Source organism: Actinoplanes sp. NPDC023936 (genome assembly GCF_040639325.1).
GTDB lineage: Bacteria > Actinomycetota > Actinomycetes > Mycobacteriales > Micromonosporaceae > Actinoplanes.
The window spans coordinates 65,582-80,605 of the sequence record NZ_JBEZZR010000014.1 but is presented as its reverse complement, the minus strand read 5'-3'; the positions used below and the strand labels follow the sequence as shown (position 1 = coordinate 80,605).

12 protein-coding genes are annotated in these 15,024 nt (G+C 72.9%); 7 read left to right on the top strand and 5 right to left on the bottom strand.

Annotation, left to right across the window (positions count from 1 at the left end):
* Window positions 1-7: 7 nt before the first annotated feature.
* A complete protein-coding gene (locus tag AB0F72_RS20065; RefSeq protein ID WP_360433184.1) occupies window positions 8-1,216 on the bottom strand; it encodes a globin domain-containing protein in 1,209 nt (402 codons plus the stop codon).
* A gap of 147 nt (window positions 1,217-1,363) precedes the next feature.
* Between AB0F72_RS20065 and AB0F72_RS20060 the strand changes: the two genes are divergently transcribed.
* The 4 genes from AB0F72_RS20060 (at window position 1,364) to AB0F72_RS20045 (ending at window position 3,977) form a co-directional block, all read left to right on the top strand.
* On the top strand, window positions 1,364-1,702 hold the full coding sequence (locus tag AB0F72_RS20060; protein WP_360433181.1) for a metalloregulator ArsR/SmtB family transcription factor: 339 nt from the start codon (window positions 1,364-1,366) through the stop codon (window positions 1,700-1,702).
* Between the two features lies 1 nt (window position 1,703).
* Window positions 1,704-2,348: a dihydrofolate reductase family protein gene (locus tag AB0F72_RS20055; protein ID WP_360433178.1), complete on the top strand. Its 645-nt coding sequence runs from the start codon at window positions 1,704-1,706 to the stop codon at window positions 2,346-2,348.
* Between the two features lie 8 nt (window positions 2,349-2,356).
* Window positions 2,357-2,818, top strand: coding sequence for an SRPBCC domain-containing protein (locus AB0F72_RS20050; RefSeq protein WP_360433175.1), 462 nt, complete (start codon window positions 2,357-2,359; stop codon window positions 2,816-2,818).
* An 85-nt stretch (window positions 2,819-2,903) separates the two neighbouring features.
* Window positions 2,904-3,977: a DUF3616 domain-containing protein gene (locus AB0F72_RS20045; RefSeq protein WP_360433172.1), complete on the top strand. Its 1,074-nt coding sequence runs from the start codon at window positions 2,904-2,906 to the stop codon at window positions 3,975-3,977.
* On the opposite strand, the gene AB0F72_RS20040 is transcribed toward AB0F72_RS20045, so the two are convergent.
* Together AB0F72_RS20040 and nadE are read right to left on the bottom strand one after the other, a co-directional pair.
* Window positions 3,958-5,121 (bottom strand): TDT family transporter, encoded by a 1,164-nt coding sequence (locus AB0F72_RS20040; protein WP_360433169.1) that lies wholly within the window; start codon window positions 5,119-5,121, stop codon window positions 3,958-3,960. The two genes, AB0F72_RS20045 and AB0F72_RS20040, sit on opposite strands and share 20 nt — an antisense overlap.
* Before the next feature lie 141 nt (window positions 5,122-5,262).
* Window positions 5,263-6,087 (bottom strand): ammonia-dependent NAD(+) synthetase, encoded by an 825-nt coding sequence (gene nadE, locus AB0F72_RS20035; RefSeq protein ID WP_360433166.1) that lies wholly within the window; start codon window positions 6,085-6,087, stop codon window positions 5,263-5,265.
* A gap of 41 nt (window positions 6,088-6,128) precedes the next feature.
* Here nadE and AB0F72_RS20030 point away from each other — a divergent pair, with 41 nt between their 5' ends.
* From AB0F72_RS20030 to AB0F72_RS20020, 3 genes are all read left to right on the top strand, one after another.
* Window positions 6,129-8,192 (top strand): hypothetical protein, encoded by a 2,064-nt coding sequence (locus AB0F72_RS20030; RefSeq protein ID WP_360433164.1) that lies wholly within the window; start codon window positions 6,129-6,131, stop codon window positions 8,190-8,192.
* 21 nt (window positions 8,193-8,213) lie between these two features.
* Window positions 8,214-9,152, top strand: a complete 939-nt coding sequence (locus tag AB0F72_RS20025) for a LysR family transcriptional regulator (protein WP_360433162.1) — start codon at window positions 8,214-8,216, stop codon at window positions 9,150-9,152.
* A gap of 148 nt (window positions 9,153-9,300) precedes the next feature.
* Window positions 9,301-9,933 carry a DivIVA domain-containing protein gene (locus tag AB0F72_RS20020; RefSeq protein WP_360433159.1) on the top strand — a complete coding sequence of 211 codons (633 nt, stop codon included), beginning with the start codon at window positions 9,301-9,303 and terminating at the stop codon, window positions 9,931-9,933.
* 376 nt (window positions 9,934-10,309) lie between these two features.
* Here the strand turns inward: AB0F72_RS20020 and AB0F72_RS20015 are convergent, their stop codons facing one another.
* Window positions 10,310-11,896, bottom strand: a complete 1,587-nt coding sequence (locus AB0F72_RS20015; RefSeq protein ID WP_360433157.1) for an acyl-CoA synthetase — start codon at window positions 11,894-11,896, stop codon at window positions 10,310-10,312.
* Window positions 11,896-14,901, bottom strand: a complete 3,006-nt coding sequence (locus tag AB0F72_RS20010; RefSeq protein WP_360433154.1) for a crotonase/enoyl-CoA hydratase family protein — start codon at window positions 14,899-14,901, stop codon at window positions 11,896-11,898. The genes AB0F72_RS20015 and AB0F72_RS20010 overlap by 1 nt, the downstream gene beginning before the upstream one ends.
* Between the last annotated feature and the right edge of the window lie 123 nt (window positions 14,902-15,024).

Sequence of the window (15,024 nt, the reverse complement as noted above, 5' to 3'; positions counted from 1 at the left end):
GGGCCGGTCACTGGGTGTCGGCGGCCCAGAGGTCGGGGCCGAACATCTCGTACTGGATGTCGCGGGGCTCGACGTCCCGGTCCATCAGCGCGCCGCGGACCGTTTTCATGAACGGCAGGGGGCCGCACAGGTAGTAGACGGCGCCCTCCGGCAGGTCGAGGTCGGCGATGTCCATCTGCCCGCGGTACGCGGCGGTCACCGGCAGCTCGGTGCCGGAGTCGTTCTCGTACCAGACGTGCAGCTGGGACTTGGGCAGCCGGGCCAGGTCGTCGGCGATCTGGCGGCGCAGCGGGAACGAGCGCTCGTCGACGTCCGCGTGCAGGACCGTCACGTCCAGGTGGGAGCCGGCCGCGACCAGGTGGGACAGCATCCCGGCCATCGGGGTGATGCCGATGCCGGCGCTGGCGAAGACCACCGGCCGGCCGGAGTCGTCGAGGACCACGTCGCCGTACGGCACGCTCATGGTCAGCTCGTCGCCGGGCTGGACGGCGTCGTGCAGCAGGTTCGACACCTCGCCGTCGGGTTTGCCGCCGCCGTGCACCCGTTTGACGGCGAAGTACCGGTGCTCGCCGTCGTCGGCGCGGGTCAGGCTGAACTGGCGGGGCTGCCGGATCCCGTCCGGCATGGTCGCGACCACACTGACGTACTGTCCGGGCAGTGAGGTCTTGACCGGGCGGTCGTCGATGCGCCGCATCACGAACGTGACGACGTCGTCGGTCTCCCGGATCTTCCGGGCCACCCGCCAGTTGCGCCACACCCGTTCCGCGGTGACGCCCCGGGCGCTGTAGAGGCCGCGCTCCTGGTGGATCAGCGCGTACGCCATCAGCCAGTACACCTCGTCCCAGGCCGCCGCCACCTCGGGCGTGACCGCGTCGCCGAGCACGTCGGCGACGGCCCACATCAGGTGCTCGTGGACCACGGTGTACTGCTCGGGACGGATGCCGAGCGAGGCGTGCTTGTGCGCGATCCGGGTGAGCAGCCGTTCCGGGAACTGCGGCGGATCGGCCAGCAGCGTGGTCGCGAAGACGGCCACCGACCCGGCCAGGGCTTTCGGCTGTGATCCCTCGGCCTGGTTGCCGCGGTTGAACATCCCGTCCTGGAACTCCGGGTGCGCGGCGAACATGTGCGCGTAGAACCGGTTCGCGATCTCTTCGATGTGCTCGGCCACGACGGGCAGCGTCGCCGCGACCACCGGACGGGACTTATCCGACAACATCTCTCGACGGTAGCCACCCCGGCGCGGTCGCGTGGCGGTTCGCCGGGGTTGACAGGCAAGCCGCGACTTGCCTGTTGCGCGGCGCCGCGGGTTGCCCGGCCGGGAAGCGGGTTGACCGGATGCCGCCGGCCCGCAATAGTAAGGCGTGTGCCTAAGTATCAGGACGAGCTCGACGCCGTGCTCCGCGCCCTCGCGGATCCGACGCGCAGGGCCGTCGTGGAACGGCTGGCCAGATCACCGGCCGTCGTTTCCGACCTCGCCGCGCCGTTCTCGATGGCCCTGCCGTCGCTCATGCAGCACCTGCGCGTCCTCGAGAACGCGGGACTGGTCACCTCGGAGAAGCACGGACGCGTCCGCACCGTGAGCTTGCGGCCCGGCGCCCTCGACGTCCTGCACCTGTGGCTCGACGAGCAACGAACACCCGCGGAACGCCACGCCGACCGGCTCGGCATCCACCTGACCCGCGCCAACGCTAAGGACACCTGACATGACCCGCGTTCGCATCGACCTGTTCGCCTCGCTGGACGGATACACCTCGGCCGGGCAGACCCCGGACAATCCGATGGGGGAGGACTGGGGGCGCCTCACGGCCGCCTACGCCGCGACCCGCACGTTCCGCGAGCGTGTCCTCGGCGACACCAGCGGCGCCGGTACGACGGGGGTCGACGACTCCTACGCCGCCGCGCACTTCGAGGGCATCGGCGCCGAGATCATGGGCGCGGCCATGTTCGGCCTGCACACGTTCCGCGACGACCCGGACTGGAAGGGCTGGTGGGGTGACCGGCCCCCGTTCGGCACCCCGGTCTACGTCCTCACGCACACCGCGCCGCGTCCGCCGATCCCGATGCCGGGCGGGACGACGTTCCACTTCCGTGACGCCGCACCCGGGGATGTGCTGGCCGAGGCGACCGAGGCCGCCGGCGGCCGGGACGTCCGGGTCGGCGGCGGCGTCAGCACCGCACGCGACTTCCTGCGTGCCGGCCTGGTCGACCACCTCCACGTCATGATCGCCCCGATCCTGCTCGGCCGCGGCACCCGGCTCTGGGACGACCTGCGCGGCCTCGAGCTCACCCACAAGGTGACGACGGAAGCGGCCGAGAGCGGCACGATCCACGTCACCTTCACGCGATAGGACCCCTGATGACCATCGAACGCCGGCTCGCGCACAGCGGGTTCACCCTCACCCGCGACTACCCGGTTCCGGTCGAGCGCGTCTGGGACGCGTTCGCCGATGAGCGGCAGAAGCGTGCCTGGTGGGGCGCCGGTGACACGATCGAGCCCCGCGAGTGGGCGTTCGCCTTCCGCGTCGGCGGGCGCGACGTGGCCGAGGGCCAGTTCCACGGCGGTGCCCTCTCGCGTTACGAGGCGACATACACCGACATCGTGGAGCACGTCCGCATCGTCACGACGTACGACATGTGGCTCGACGGGATCCACATGTCGACCTCGGTGTCGACGATCGAGTTCGAGCCGATCGAGGAGGGCACCCGGTTCACGCACGTCGAGCACGGCGTCTTCTTCGACCAGTTCTGGGCCGACGGGCCGAACCGCGAGAAGGGCAGCCGGGGTCTGCTCGACGCTCTGGGCGCCTATCTCGCGTGACGGGCCTCGCGGCCGATGCGGCCGGGCCGGATCGTCAGCCGGACTTCCGATGCTCCGGCGTGACACCAGCTGTCACGATGACCTTGTGACAGTTGAACGGACGGCTCTCCTCTGGTTCGGCCGGGCCTCGCAGGACGCGGCCACCCATACCAATCTCTCCGCGGTACGCACCGACGGCAAGGTTCTCTGGCTGGCCGGTGACGAGACCGCCAGCATCGAGCGCCTCACCGCCGACGACGAGGAGAAACCGGCCGCGTACGGCGACGAGCGCTCGTTCCGCATCGCGGACCTGGTGCCTCTGCCCGGCGACGACCCGGACGAGGAGGCCGACATCGAGGGCATCGCCCGTACCGGGGACTTCCTCTGGGCCGTCGGCTCGCACAGCCTGCGCCGCCGGCAGATCAAGGACCGGCACAGCGGGCCGAAGGCGCTCAAGCGGCTGGCCCGGGTCACCGGCCAGGAGAACCGGCAGATCCTGGTGCGGATCCCGGTGGTCGAGGTGGACGGGCTGCCCACCCTGGTCGCCGAGGCCGAGATCGGCGGCGAGCGGCACCACGCGGCCGGCCTGGCGAACCACGACAACCTGCGGGAGCTGCTGCGCTACGACGAGCACCTGTCGCCGTTCCTGGCGATCCCGAGCAAGGACAACGGCCTGGACGTCGAGGGCATCGCGGTGCGGGGCGACCGGGTCTACCTGGGCCTGCGCGGGCCGGTGCTGCGGGGCTGGGCGTTCGTGCTGGAGCTGCGGCCGTACGTGAACCCGGCCGAGCCGTCCCGCCTGCGCCTGCGCGAGTTCGAGGACGGGCTGCCCTACCGCAAGCACGTGCTGGACCTGGACGGCCTCGGCGTGCGCGACCTCTGCCCGGCCGGCGACGACATGCTGGTGCTGGCCGGGCCGACCATGAAGCTGGACGGCCCGGTCCGGATCTACCGGTGGCGGGGCGCCGGCCTCGCCGCGATGCCGGAGATCGTCCGCGGCGAGAACCTCGTCCGTGAGCTGGAGCTGACCTACGGCGAGGGCGACGATCACGCCGAGGGCATCGGCGTGATCGGGCCGGTCGAGGACGGGCGGCTGCTGGTCGTGCACGACAGCCCGGCGGCGAGGCGGATGACCGCGGACGGCGCGATCGTCGCGGACGTCATCCGGCTGCCGCGCTGACGGCCGGGCGCAGCATCCGCACTGTCCGCACACCGACGGTCAGCCAGGCGGCGACCAGGGCCGCGTAGAGCAGGACGGCCACGATCCGGAACATCGTCGCGCCGGTCTGCGCGGCCAGCGCGGACGTCCCGGTCACGCAGGTGCCGACCGGGAACGTGAACGACCACCAGGTCAGCGAGAACGGCAGGCCGCGGCGGGCGGTCCGCACGGTCACCGCGAGCGCCAGGCCGCCCCACAGCGCCGCGAAACCCCAGAGCGGCACGCCGAGGACGACACCGAGAGCGGCAAACCCTTGCGGGTACGGGTGGGGCAGCGCCGTCGCCGCGACCCCGCCGAGCGCGTTCGCGGCGGTGATGGCCTGCCCGATCGGTCCGAGGACGATCCAGAGCGTGGGTACGGTCCGGGCCGGTCCCGCCGTGTGCAGGGCCAGCCGCTGCCAGATCAGGGTGGTCACGATGAGCGCGGCGATCAGGCTGAGACCGAACATCGCGTAGCAGCCGAGCAGCAGGGTGAGCCGGATCTGGCCGGCCGGGGCGTGCGGCACCAGCGGGGCGCCGGTGGCCGCGGACACCATCGGCGCCACCACCGGCATGAGCCAGCCCCCGAACGCCTCCCCGGTGCCGGTCCGATCAGTGCCGGTCCGATCAGCGCCGGCCCCATCGTGACCCGCCCGGTCGGCGGCGTGCCGGGTGAATCGGAGGTAGGGGATCGCCACGGCGGCAGCCAAACCGGTCAGTGTGCCGGCGACCCAGAGCGTCACCGCGACAGTGAGCGCGGCCCGGTCGCCGATCAGGTCCGGGCCGAGCAGCAGCGTCCCGGCGCCGACCGTGAGCAGGGCCATCGGCGGCGCGCCGTAGAAGTGGGCCATCACCGGATCGCCGCCGTGGCCGGTGATCGTCCGGCGGTGCCGGGCGGCGAGCACCAGCAGCGTCGTGAGCAGCGCGGCGGCGAGCAGCCAGACCGTGGTGGCGAACGGCCGCAGAGCCGCCGCGCCGGCCGGCAGGGACACCGCGGCGGTCGCGACGATGCCGGTCGCCATCACGGAGGCGAACCAGTTCGGGGTGAGCGAGGCCGGCGCGGACGCGGGCGTGGTCCGCGCCGGCACGGGTGGGAGCAGGAGCTGTGGTTCGGCGTAAGGGCTCACGGCTCCACGATCGCCGGGACGAAGATCAGGCGGTAGCGGGCGCGTGGTTGTGGGGTCACAACGGGAGCTTGTACCCCCGTACCCGATGAGGTGGTGCCCCGATCGGGACGGCGGTCCACGGTGGAGGCTGCTGCCGCCGGCTCACCGCCACCAGTCGTCGAGCGGGGTGACCGGGACGGTTCGCTTGTGGCGGGTGTTGCGGAACAGGTCCTCGAGTCGCTCGGCCACCTTCGCGGGGACCTCCTTGCCTTCCAGGTAGTCGTCGATCTCGGCGTACGTCACACCGAGCGCCACCTCGTCCGGCAGCGCCGGCCGGTCGTCCTCCAGGTCCGCGGTCGGCACCTTCTGCCAGCAGCTCTGCGGTGCGCCCAGCTCCCGCAGCAGCGCCGCGCCCTGGCGCTTGGTCAGCCCGGTCAGCGGGGTCACGTCCACGCCGCCGTCGCCGTACTTGGTGAAGAAGCCGGTGACCGCCTCGGCCGCGTGGTCGGTGCCGGCGACCAGCATGTTCAGCTGGCCGGCGATCGCGTACTGCAGGATCATCCGCTCGCGGGCCTTGATGTTGCCGCGCACGAAGTCGCGCAGCTGGTCGCCGCCGAGGCCCTGTGCCGCCGCGGCCGCCGTCGCGTCCGCGCCCGGCTTCACGTTCACCGCGATCGACCGGTCCGGCTCGATGAATCCGAGGGCGACCTGGGCGTCCAGCTCGTCGGCCTGCACCCCGTACGGAAGGCGGACCGCGACGAACGTCGCCTCCCGGCCCTCGGCGCGCAGCTCGGCGCACGCCAGCTGGCACAGCTTGCCGGCCAGGGTGCTGTCCTGGCCGCCGCTGATGCCCAGCACGTAACCGGTGGCCGGTGTGGACCGCAGGTAGTCGCGGAGGAACCCGACCCGCCGGCGGATCTCCTCGGCCGGGTCGACGGTCGCCTTCACGCCGAGCTCAGCGATGATCTGATCACGAAGATTAGCCACCCGCGTACCCTATCGGCCGCCTGCCTGGCATCATCGTCCGCGTGCCGAAGTTGATCTTGCTGGACCCGGGGACCACGCAGTGGATGCTGCCCCGGGGACGGACCGCCATCCCCTGCGTGGGCTGGCACGACAGCAAGGACCGGTTCGACGAGTTCGCCGAGCTCGAGATGCTGCGACGCGGGATCGACACCATCGAGGACGGCATCGACGTCGTCGTGGCGCTCGTGCCGCGCCCGGACAACGACTACAACCCGCTCGCGATCTCGGTGGCGCAACCGGCCACCTACGGCCTGTCCCACGTCGACCGGCACATCGGATACGTCCGCGACCGCGACCACGGTTCCCTGGGCGGCGGCCTCTTCCACGAGCTGGCCCGGGCCGGCCTGGGCGCGGAGATCGGCTGCCACGCCCGGTTGGCGATCGACAGTTTCCGCGGCGGTGTGCTGACCATGCTCCTGCCGTCACCCCAGCGGGTGACCGAGCTGATCGAGGAGTTCCTCACCCGGCCGGACGACCCCGGCGCGCGGCGCCGTGTGACGGCCGTGCTCGCCGAGCGGGACGCGGACCGGATCCCGCCCGCCCGCGCCGAGCAGGCCGCGGCGCTGGAGGAGCGGGCCGCGCCGCAGGCCGAGTTCTGGCAGCGGGTCCCGCTGGGCGAGGCGATACCCGGTTCGGTACGCGTCCAGCAGCGCAACGTCTTCGGCCGGCACAAGGTCTACCTGGTCAACGGCGAGGGCGGGCGGATCGGGGAGATGACGGGCGACACCGTGTTCCTCACCGACGAGCGCTATCGGACGGCCGCGCGGCAAGCCCTGGAGGAGAGCGGGTTCCCGCAGCCGCCCGGCGACGACAGCGAGTGGTTCCCGGACGCGAGAATCGTCGAGCACCGGCACGCCAAGGTCACCGCGCACCGGTCCCGCTGGTTGCTGCTCCCGCGAACCGGCGGCGACCCGATCGGCTGGTTCGATCCGGCGGACCGGGTGCTGCGGGTGCACGCCGAGGCGTACCGGGAAGGGGCCCGGATCCTGATGGCCCGGCACGGCGTCACCCCGGCCGCGGTCCGGTGGGCGCCGCCCGAGCCGGATCCCGACCGTCACCGGCTCCACGGTGCGAACCCGCTCGCCGGACTCGCCCCGGAGCGCTCGCGCGAGATCGTCGACCAGCAGACGTGGCGGATGGGGGAGCGGCACCGCGCGCTGCTCCCGGCCGACCTGGCCGGCCTGTCGCCGCTGCGCTGGACCAGCGCGGACCAGAACAGCGTCTTCGCGACGGAGGACACCTACTGGCTGCACAACGACAGCCGGTACGTGAGCTGTCTCGAGGCGCTGCTCGGACCGCACGACCACGGCCACTATCAGCACACACAGCGACCGGTGCCGTGCCGGCTCTGCGGCGGCGACGCCCTCGAGGCGATCCGCCGTGACGAACCGGGCGCGCGGCCCCTCGCGTACTGCCGTGGCTGCCTCGGCAAGGCCACGTCCGGCATGCTGTTCGACCACGGCCGGGACGAGCCGTGGCACGAGCTGGCGATCTGGGCGCTCCGGGAGATCGCCGGCGAGTTCGGCGGGCCGCCCAGCCAGGCGCAGATCCCCCGCCTGCTCTCGACCACGGATCCGGCGGCCGCGGACCGCGCGATGCTGGTCCGCATGCACGTTCCGCGCGTACCGCAGCGGCGCGGCGCCCTCCGGGAACCGCAGCGCGCGCCGCTGACCTGGACCGACTGGCTGAACCGGGCCGGTCTGCTGAGCGACGGCCTGGTGACGCCGCGCGGCACCGTCACGGTGGCCACCGACGGTCACCTGTGCCGATCGCTGCTGGAACGGCACATCGACGACTTCCTCGCCGCGAACGGGATCGGGCACACCACCGAGCCGGACTGGCCGTACGACGCGGAGCTGAACACCACCGGCATGCGCGCGGACTGGCTGCTCGACGACGGCACCTACGTCGAGGCGTGGGGACTGGCCGACGAGGCGGACTACGCCGAGAAGATGGTCCGCAAACAGCGGCTCGCCGTCCGGACCGGCCTCCGGCTCGTCGGCGTGACCGCCACCGACCTCGGACGGCTTCATGACGTCTTCGCGCCGTGGCTGCGGGACGACTGAGGTTCCGTACGATCGAATGTTGTGACCCTGAGCCCCCGGATGCCGGACCTCGCCGCCCTGGAGATCCTGCTCGCGGTGGCCCGGACCGGCAGCGTCAGCGCCGCCGCCCGCGACGTCGGCCTCTCCCAGCAGGCGGTCTCGGCGCGGCTCGCCGCCCTCGAATCCCGCACCGGCGTGCGGCTGGCCACCCGGACCCCGCGCGGCGCGCACCTCACCCCGCAGGGCGCCGTGGTCGTCGAATGGGCGGACCGGCTCCTGCAACTCGCCGCCGAGGTGGACGCCGGGCTGGCCGCGCTCCGCGAGGACAGCCGCAGCACGCTGCGGGTCAGCGCCAGCCTCACGGTCGCCGAGCATCTGCTGCCGGGCTGGCTGGTCGGCCTGCAGGCGGACGCGGCACGGCGCGGGCAGACCCCGATCCGGGTGGTGCTGACCGCCACCAACAGCGACCACGTGATCGAACAGGTCGGGACTAACCAGGCCGACCTCGGCTTCATCGAGGGGCCGACAGTGCCGCGCGGGCTCCGCAGCCGGATCGTCGGGCACGACGAGCTGGTGCTCGTCGTGCCGCCCGGGCATCCGTGGGCGCGGCGGCGTGCGCCGGTGACGGCCGGCGAGCTGGCGGCGGCCGGCCTGGTCACCCGGGAGCCGGGGTCGGGCACCCGGGACTATCTGACCGCGGCGTTGCGGGAGGCGCTGGGCGACGGGGTACGGCAGTCGGCGCCCGTCCTGGAGCTGTCCACCGCGGCCGCCGTGCGGGCGGCGGTGCTGGCCGGGGCGGCGCCGGCCGTGGTGAGCCGCCTCGCGGCCGGCGACGATCTGCGGGCGGGACGGCTTCGGCACGTACCCCTGGAGGGTCTTCGTCTGGAACGCGACCTTCGTGCCATCTGGACCGGTCCGCGTGTGCCACCGCCAGGTGCGCTGCGGGCTCTGCTGACCCACATCGGTGCGCCGAGCGCGTAGGCTGGTCTGCGCCTTGCCGCCCTACCGCCAGGCGTCGGCTTGCCGCGGCTCGCCATCGGCTTGGCACGGCTCGCCATCGGCTTGGCACGGCTCGCCATCGGCTTGCCACCGTTTGAGACCGCTCGCCGCCGTTCGCCCGAGGAGCAGGATGCCACTCACCCCGGCCGACATACAGAACATGGCCTTCAAAGCGCCGCCGGCCGGCCGGCGTGGGTACGGCGAGGAGGAGGTCGACGCGTTCCTGGACGAGGTGGAGCAGGAACTCGCCCGCCTCATGGCGGAGAACAGCACCCTCCGGACCCGGGTCACCCGTCCGGAGGACGAGATCTCCGCCCTGCGCGGTCTCCTCGGTCAGCTGAGCGCCGAACGGGACCGGGCCGAGCAGCACGCCCGTGACCTGCAGGCCGCGCTGGAGCGTGCGCATTCCGCCGCGCCGCCGGCCGCCGGTGGTGACGATCGGAACCTGCGGGTGCTGATGATGGCGCAGCGCACCGCCGACGAGCACCTGCGGGAAGCGCGGGGCGAGGCCGAGGACGTGATCGCCGAGGCGCAGGCCCGCGCCGATCAGCTGGTGGCCGAGGCGCGGCTGTCCGCGGAGTCCACCGAGGCGACAGCGCAGCGGGATCACGCGACCGCGCTGGACGGCATCGTGGCCGGCCGGGCGGCGCTGCAGCAGGAGATCGAGCAGCTGGGCCAGCTGGCGTCGACGTACCTGGCCGCGCTGCGCGACCACGTGAGCCGCCAGCTCCGCGACGCGGACGAGCCGAGCGCCTACCAGTGACGTGGGTGTGTCGAGTTCGGGCGCGATCCGCACCTCAGATCCACACGCCGGCGTGATTGTCGCGGAGTGTGTGGCTTTCGGGTCAGCGCGCGGCGTGGCCGCCCCGTCATGGCCCGTGACCGTCGCCCGGTGTGCCGGCATCCCGGTAAAGTTTGCGCTTTGCGGCATTCTGCGGACGTCATAGGCCCCGCAGAATGCCGCAGAGCGCTGGCGCTCCATGATCCTGCGCAGCACTGCGGGCCAGCTGGTCCAGCTGGTCCAGCTGGCGCCCAGCGCTGTCGGGCTGGCTCTCAGGGGGGCGGTGCCGGGCCGCACGCGGTTCCCGGCCCGCACGCGGTTCCGGGCCGCGTGGGGAGAGGGCTACGGGGTCGGCCGGCTACAGGGGGCCGGTCGGCAGGTCGCGGCGGATCAGCTTGCCCGTGGGGTTGCGGGGGAGCTCGTCCAGGAAGACCACGTCGCGGGGGACCTTGTATCGGGCCAGCGAACCCTTCACGTAGTCCTTGATGTCCTGGGCGTCCAGGACCGCCCCCTCGACCGGGACCACGAAGGCGCGCAGCCGCTTGCCGAACTCCGGGTCGTCGACGCCGATCACCGCTGCCTCGAGGACGTCCTCGCGGGCGGCCAGCAGGTTCTCCACCTCCTGCGGATACACGTTCTCCGCGCCTGAGATGATCATGTCGTCGTCGCGGCCGTCGATGTAGAGCAGGCCCTCGGCGTCGAAGTGGCCCTGGTCTCCGGTGGACATGAAACCGTCGATGATCTGTTTGTGCTGGCCGTCGGTGTAGCCCTCGAAGGGGATCCCGGTACGCACGAACACCCGCCCGATCGTGTCCGGCGTGGTGATCCGGCTGCCGGACGGGTCGAAGAGCGCCACGTGCACGGTGACCGGCGGCTTGCCGACGGTTCCGGGGGCGCGCCGGGACTCGGCCGGCTGGGCGACAGTGGCGACGGCGACCTCGGTGGAGCCGTAGACGTTGTAGACCACGTCCCCGAACGTGTCCTGGAACCGTTTCGTCAGCTCGGGGGCGAGGGCCGATCCGGCGACGAACACCGTGCGCAGCGACGACGTGTCGTACTTGGCGATGATCTCGGGCCCGAGGGCGAGGATCCGGGTCATCATGGTCGGCACCGCGACGAGCATCTGCGCCCGGTGCTCGGCGATCGCGGCGAGGACCCGTTCCGGGTCGAAGCGGCGCATCAGGATCGCGTGGTTCGCCAGCGACAGCCCGACGGTCCACGCGCCGAAACCGGTGCTGTGGAACAGCGGCGAGGAGATCACCGCGGCGCCCTGGCGGGGGAACGGGATCCGGTCCGCGATCAAGGCGCTGGCCAGCGGCGACACCTTGGTCCGCGGCGCGCCCTTGGGCAGGCCGGTGGTCCCGCTGGTGAGGATGATGAACCCGCCCGGCTTGTCCGGCAGGGGCAGCGGGGTGGTCGGCCGGCCCGACGCCAGCTCCTCGATGGACGTGCCCGGCGACGAACCCCAGGTCAGGTACCGCGGGACCGTCACCCCGGACACCAGGTCGTCGAATTCGGCGTCGTGCAGCAGGACCCGTACCTTCTCCCGCTCCACCACCTGGGTGAGCTGCTGCGGGGCCAGGCCGGTGTTCATCAGGGCGAGCCGCAGGGTGGCCCGCGCGGTCGCGCTGATCGCCAGCAGCAGCCCCCGGTGGTCACGGGCGAGCACGCCGACGACCGAGCGGTCCGGCAGGTTGAAGCTCTTCAGCGCGTGCGCGAGGGCGTTGGACTGCTCGTCGAGTTCCCGGTAGGTGAGGCTGCCACGCTCGTCGGTCACGGCGGGCAGGTCCGGGTGCTCGGCGGCCGCTTTCATGATCAGGGCGGCCTGCGGGCCGAGCCGGCCGTTGGTGGCGGCCATCTTGAGCAGCCGGTCGGGGCGGGCGAGGTTGACGATCCCGATCTGGTGCATCCGCAGGACCGCGTGCAGATGTTCGAGCGTACTCATCAGTTGCCCTTCCATTGGGGGGCTCGGCCTTCGGCGTAGGCGCGGATGCCCTCCTGGGCGTCCGCGGAGCCGATCACCTCGCCGGCGAAGTCGGAGAGACGGTCGAAGGACTCCGCGGTGCTCCAGTCGCGGTGCTCGTCGACGATGCGCTTGGAGAGACGGACGGACAGCGGCGCGTTGGCGGCGATCTCCTGCGCCAGTTCGAGGGCGGTGTCCCGGGCCTTGCCGGGTGCGGTGACCCGGTTGATCAGGCCGAGCTCGTGCAGCCGGCGGGCCGGCAGGGGCGCGCCGGTGAGCGCCATCTCGAGGGCGGTGCTGCGGGGCAGGGACTGTGCCAGCCGCAGCACGCCCCCGGCTGCCGCGATCAGGCCGCGCTTGACCTCGGGGATGCCGAACCAGGCGTCCTCGGCGGCGACGATCAGGTCGGCGGCGAGCGCGAGTTCGCAGCCGCCGGCGAGCGCGGCGCCTTCGACGGCGGCGATCAGCGGTTTCGCGGGCGGCCGGGCGGTGATGCCGAGCAGGCCGCGGCCCTCGGTGATCGGGTACTCGCCGCGGGCGGCGGCTTTCAGGTCCATGCCGGAGCAGAACGTGGTGTCGCTGCCGGTCAGCACGGCGACCAGCGCGGACGGGTCGGCCTCGAAGGCGTCGACGGCGCGTTCCAGGGCCCGCGCGGTGGCCAGGTCGATCGCGTTGCGCACGGCGGGCCGGTTGAGCCGGAACACCGTGACCGGCCCGTGCCACTCCACGATCACCGGCGGTTCGGCCGGGCCCGGCAGCGGCGATCGGGTGGTGTCGGTGACGGTCACCCGGTCCGCGGTGAACTCCACTGTCCATCCGAGGGGATCGTCGGCGAGCAGGCGCGCGATCAGCTCGGGGTCGGTCGCGCGCCGCACGATCCGGGAGCCGTCCGGGGCGAGCGCGGTGATCACGGCGGCGGCGGGCGATCCGGAACGCTCATAGGGGATCGTGTACGCCTCCAGCACCGCGGGACCGGCGCCGGAACCGGCAGCGGCGCGCGCCGCCGGTCGCGGCATCCGCGGATCAGCGTCGATGTCCGCGTAGAGCCGGGCCGGTGGCGTCGCCGAGAACACGCCCGCCGCATGCTTCGTCAGGTACCACCCGAGGGCGGTGGCCAGGCCGAACGCCGCCGGGTCGGATCGCAGCAGGGGTACCAGGCTGGCCACCGCATGCCCCGAGTAGTTGTTGCCCGGCCCACCGGCGAAGGTCAGCCCGCCGGTGACGGTGAGCTGCCGTTCCAGGTCCAGCCCGAGCTCGGCGGCCGCGATCTCGACAGCCGACGGGAAGCAGGCGTAGAGGTCGACGTGCGCGATGTCGGCGATGCCGAGCCCGGCGTGGTCGAGGACGGCCGTGCCCGCCGCCCGGATGGCCGGTGACGCCGCGAGATCCGCCCGCTCCGAGACGAACCACTCGTCGGTGGCGTGCGCCCCGGCATGCGGGAACACCCACCGATCCTGCGGGATCCCGGCCGACACGGCCGCCGCCGCGCTGCACAGGATCACCCCGCTCGCCTGATTGACCTGCAGATGCGCGGTCAGCAGTTTCGGGTACGGGGACGAGATCGGCCGGTTCTCCCCGGTCGCGTCGGCCAGCTCCGCCGGGCGGCGTGCCCCGGGCAGCCAGGCATACGGATTCGCGGCGGCCACCGCGGAGAACCGCGACCACAGCTCGGTGATCCGGCGCTGATGCTCGGAAACGGACAGGCCGAGCTTTCCGCGCACGGCCGACTCGATCAGCGCGTACAGGTAGATGGGCGCCACCAGGCCGGCCGCCGTCTCCGGTCCGTTGTTGGGTTCGCGGTCGACGCCGACGATCCGGCTCGGCGCGGTGCCCTCGGCCTGTCCCGGCCAGCCCAGCTCGCGCCCGGCCTTCTCGGCGGCCGCCGCGGTCGCCGCCGCCTCCGCCCCGCCGACGAGCACGATCGACGCGTGACCGGCGGCGATCGACGCGGCCGCGTCGTTGATCAGCCGGAGCCCGCCGTCCCCGCCGAACGTGCTGCTGCGCACGGTCTCGGCCGGGGACGCGCCGACGGCCGCGGCGATCAGGGCGGCGCCGTCCGGGTACTGCCAGGACACGCTCGGCACGTAGGCCACCGAGTCGGCGGTGGCGAGCAGCCCGGCGACGCCACTGTCCTGTTCGGCCGCCCGCAGAGCGCGGACCGCGAGGGAGACCGGGTCGGCGCCGAGCGGATCGGTGGACCGCTCGGACACCTGACCGACGCCGACGATCACGGGCGTCCACGGGTCGATCTCCCTGCCGGTCCGCTGGTGGCGCACCGGCGCGGGCTTGGGCGAGAGCACCGGCCGGGACCGGGGTCGTTCTCGGCGGGAGGTTTCCTGGTGGGAGGAGTCTTTCGGGGAGGGTCCCGGGTCGGCCGGCCGAGTGCGATCGGAGCGCTCGGCGACCGCGGCGGCCAGGCGCTCCAGGGACTTGGTCATCGCGTCGGCCAGGTTGCGGGCGACCATCGGACCGAGCGGTCCGTCGGCCGAGCCGCCCTCCACGCCGCCGTCGACGCGGACCAGCGTGCCGGACCCGGCGGTCCCGGACGGCAGGCTGCCCAGCGACAGGTAGAGCCCGACGACGATGCCCATCGGGCCGGTCCCGTCGAGCCAGATGGCGGCCGGTTCCCGTACCCCCGAAGCGGTCCACCGCACCTCGGTGGCCATGCCCATCAGCTTGGCGCGCTGCGCGAAGCGCGCGCCGTCGGTGATCCGGGCCGGCGGCGTGCCCGCCCAGCCGGTGTGCAGGACCAGCCAGTCCGGCATCCGGGCCGGATCGGCGAGCACGGCGAAGACGGCTTCCGGTGACGCCGGGATCGCGGCGGACGCGGCGAACGGGTACTTCAGCTCGCGGGGCGGCGCGACCATCTCGCGCGCCGCCGTCTCCCGCGCCGCCGTGTCCGGACCGCCGGTCTCCGGGCGGCCGCGGCGGGGCAGCGCGGCCGCGGCGACCGCACGGAGCAGGGCGAGGCGCTGACGAGCGGGCATAGACGACTCCCTAACAGTCTGGCGTGACGGTAAGCGAGTGACCCGGGTCACCACAAGCCCTCGATCTCTGCGTCGGAAATCCGCTGTAGACCGAACTAACCGTCAGGTCGTACGGTTACTGCC

What these genes read in the sequence shown, in the direction of transcription:
- AB0F72_RS20050 (WP_360433175.1), top strand. Translation starts at nt 2,357, where the DNA reads ATGACCATCGAACGCCGGCTCGCGCACAGCGGGTTCACCCTCACCCGC.
- AB0F72_RS20055 (WP_360433178.1), top strand. Translation starts at nt 1,704, where the DNA reads ATGACCCGCGTTCGCATCGACCTGTTCGCCTCGCTGGACGGATACACC.
- AB0F72_RS20015 (WP_360433157.1), bottom strand. Translation starts at nt 11,896, where the DNA reads ATGAGTACGCTCGAACATCTGCACGCGGTCCTGCGGATGCACCAGATC.
- AB0F72_RS20010 (WP_360433154.1), bottom strand. Translation starts at nt 14,901, where the DNA reads ATGCCCGCTCGTCAGCGCCTCGCCCTGCTCCGTGCGGTCGCCGCGGCC.
- AB0F72_RS20065 (WP_360433184.1), bottom strand. Translation starts at nt 1,216, where the DNA reads ATGTTGTCGGATAAGTCCCGTCCGGTGGTCGCGGCGACGCTGCCCGTC.
- AB0F72_RS20020 (WP_360433159.1), top strand. Translation starts at nt 9,301, where the DNA reads ATGCCACTCACCCCGGCCGACATACAGAACATGGCCTTCAAAGCGCCG.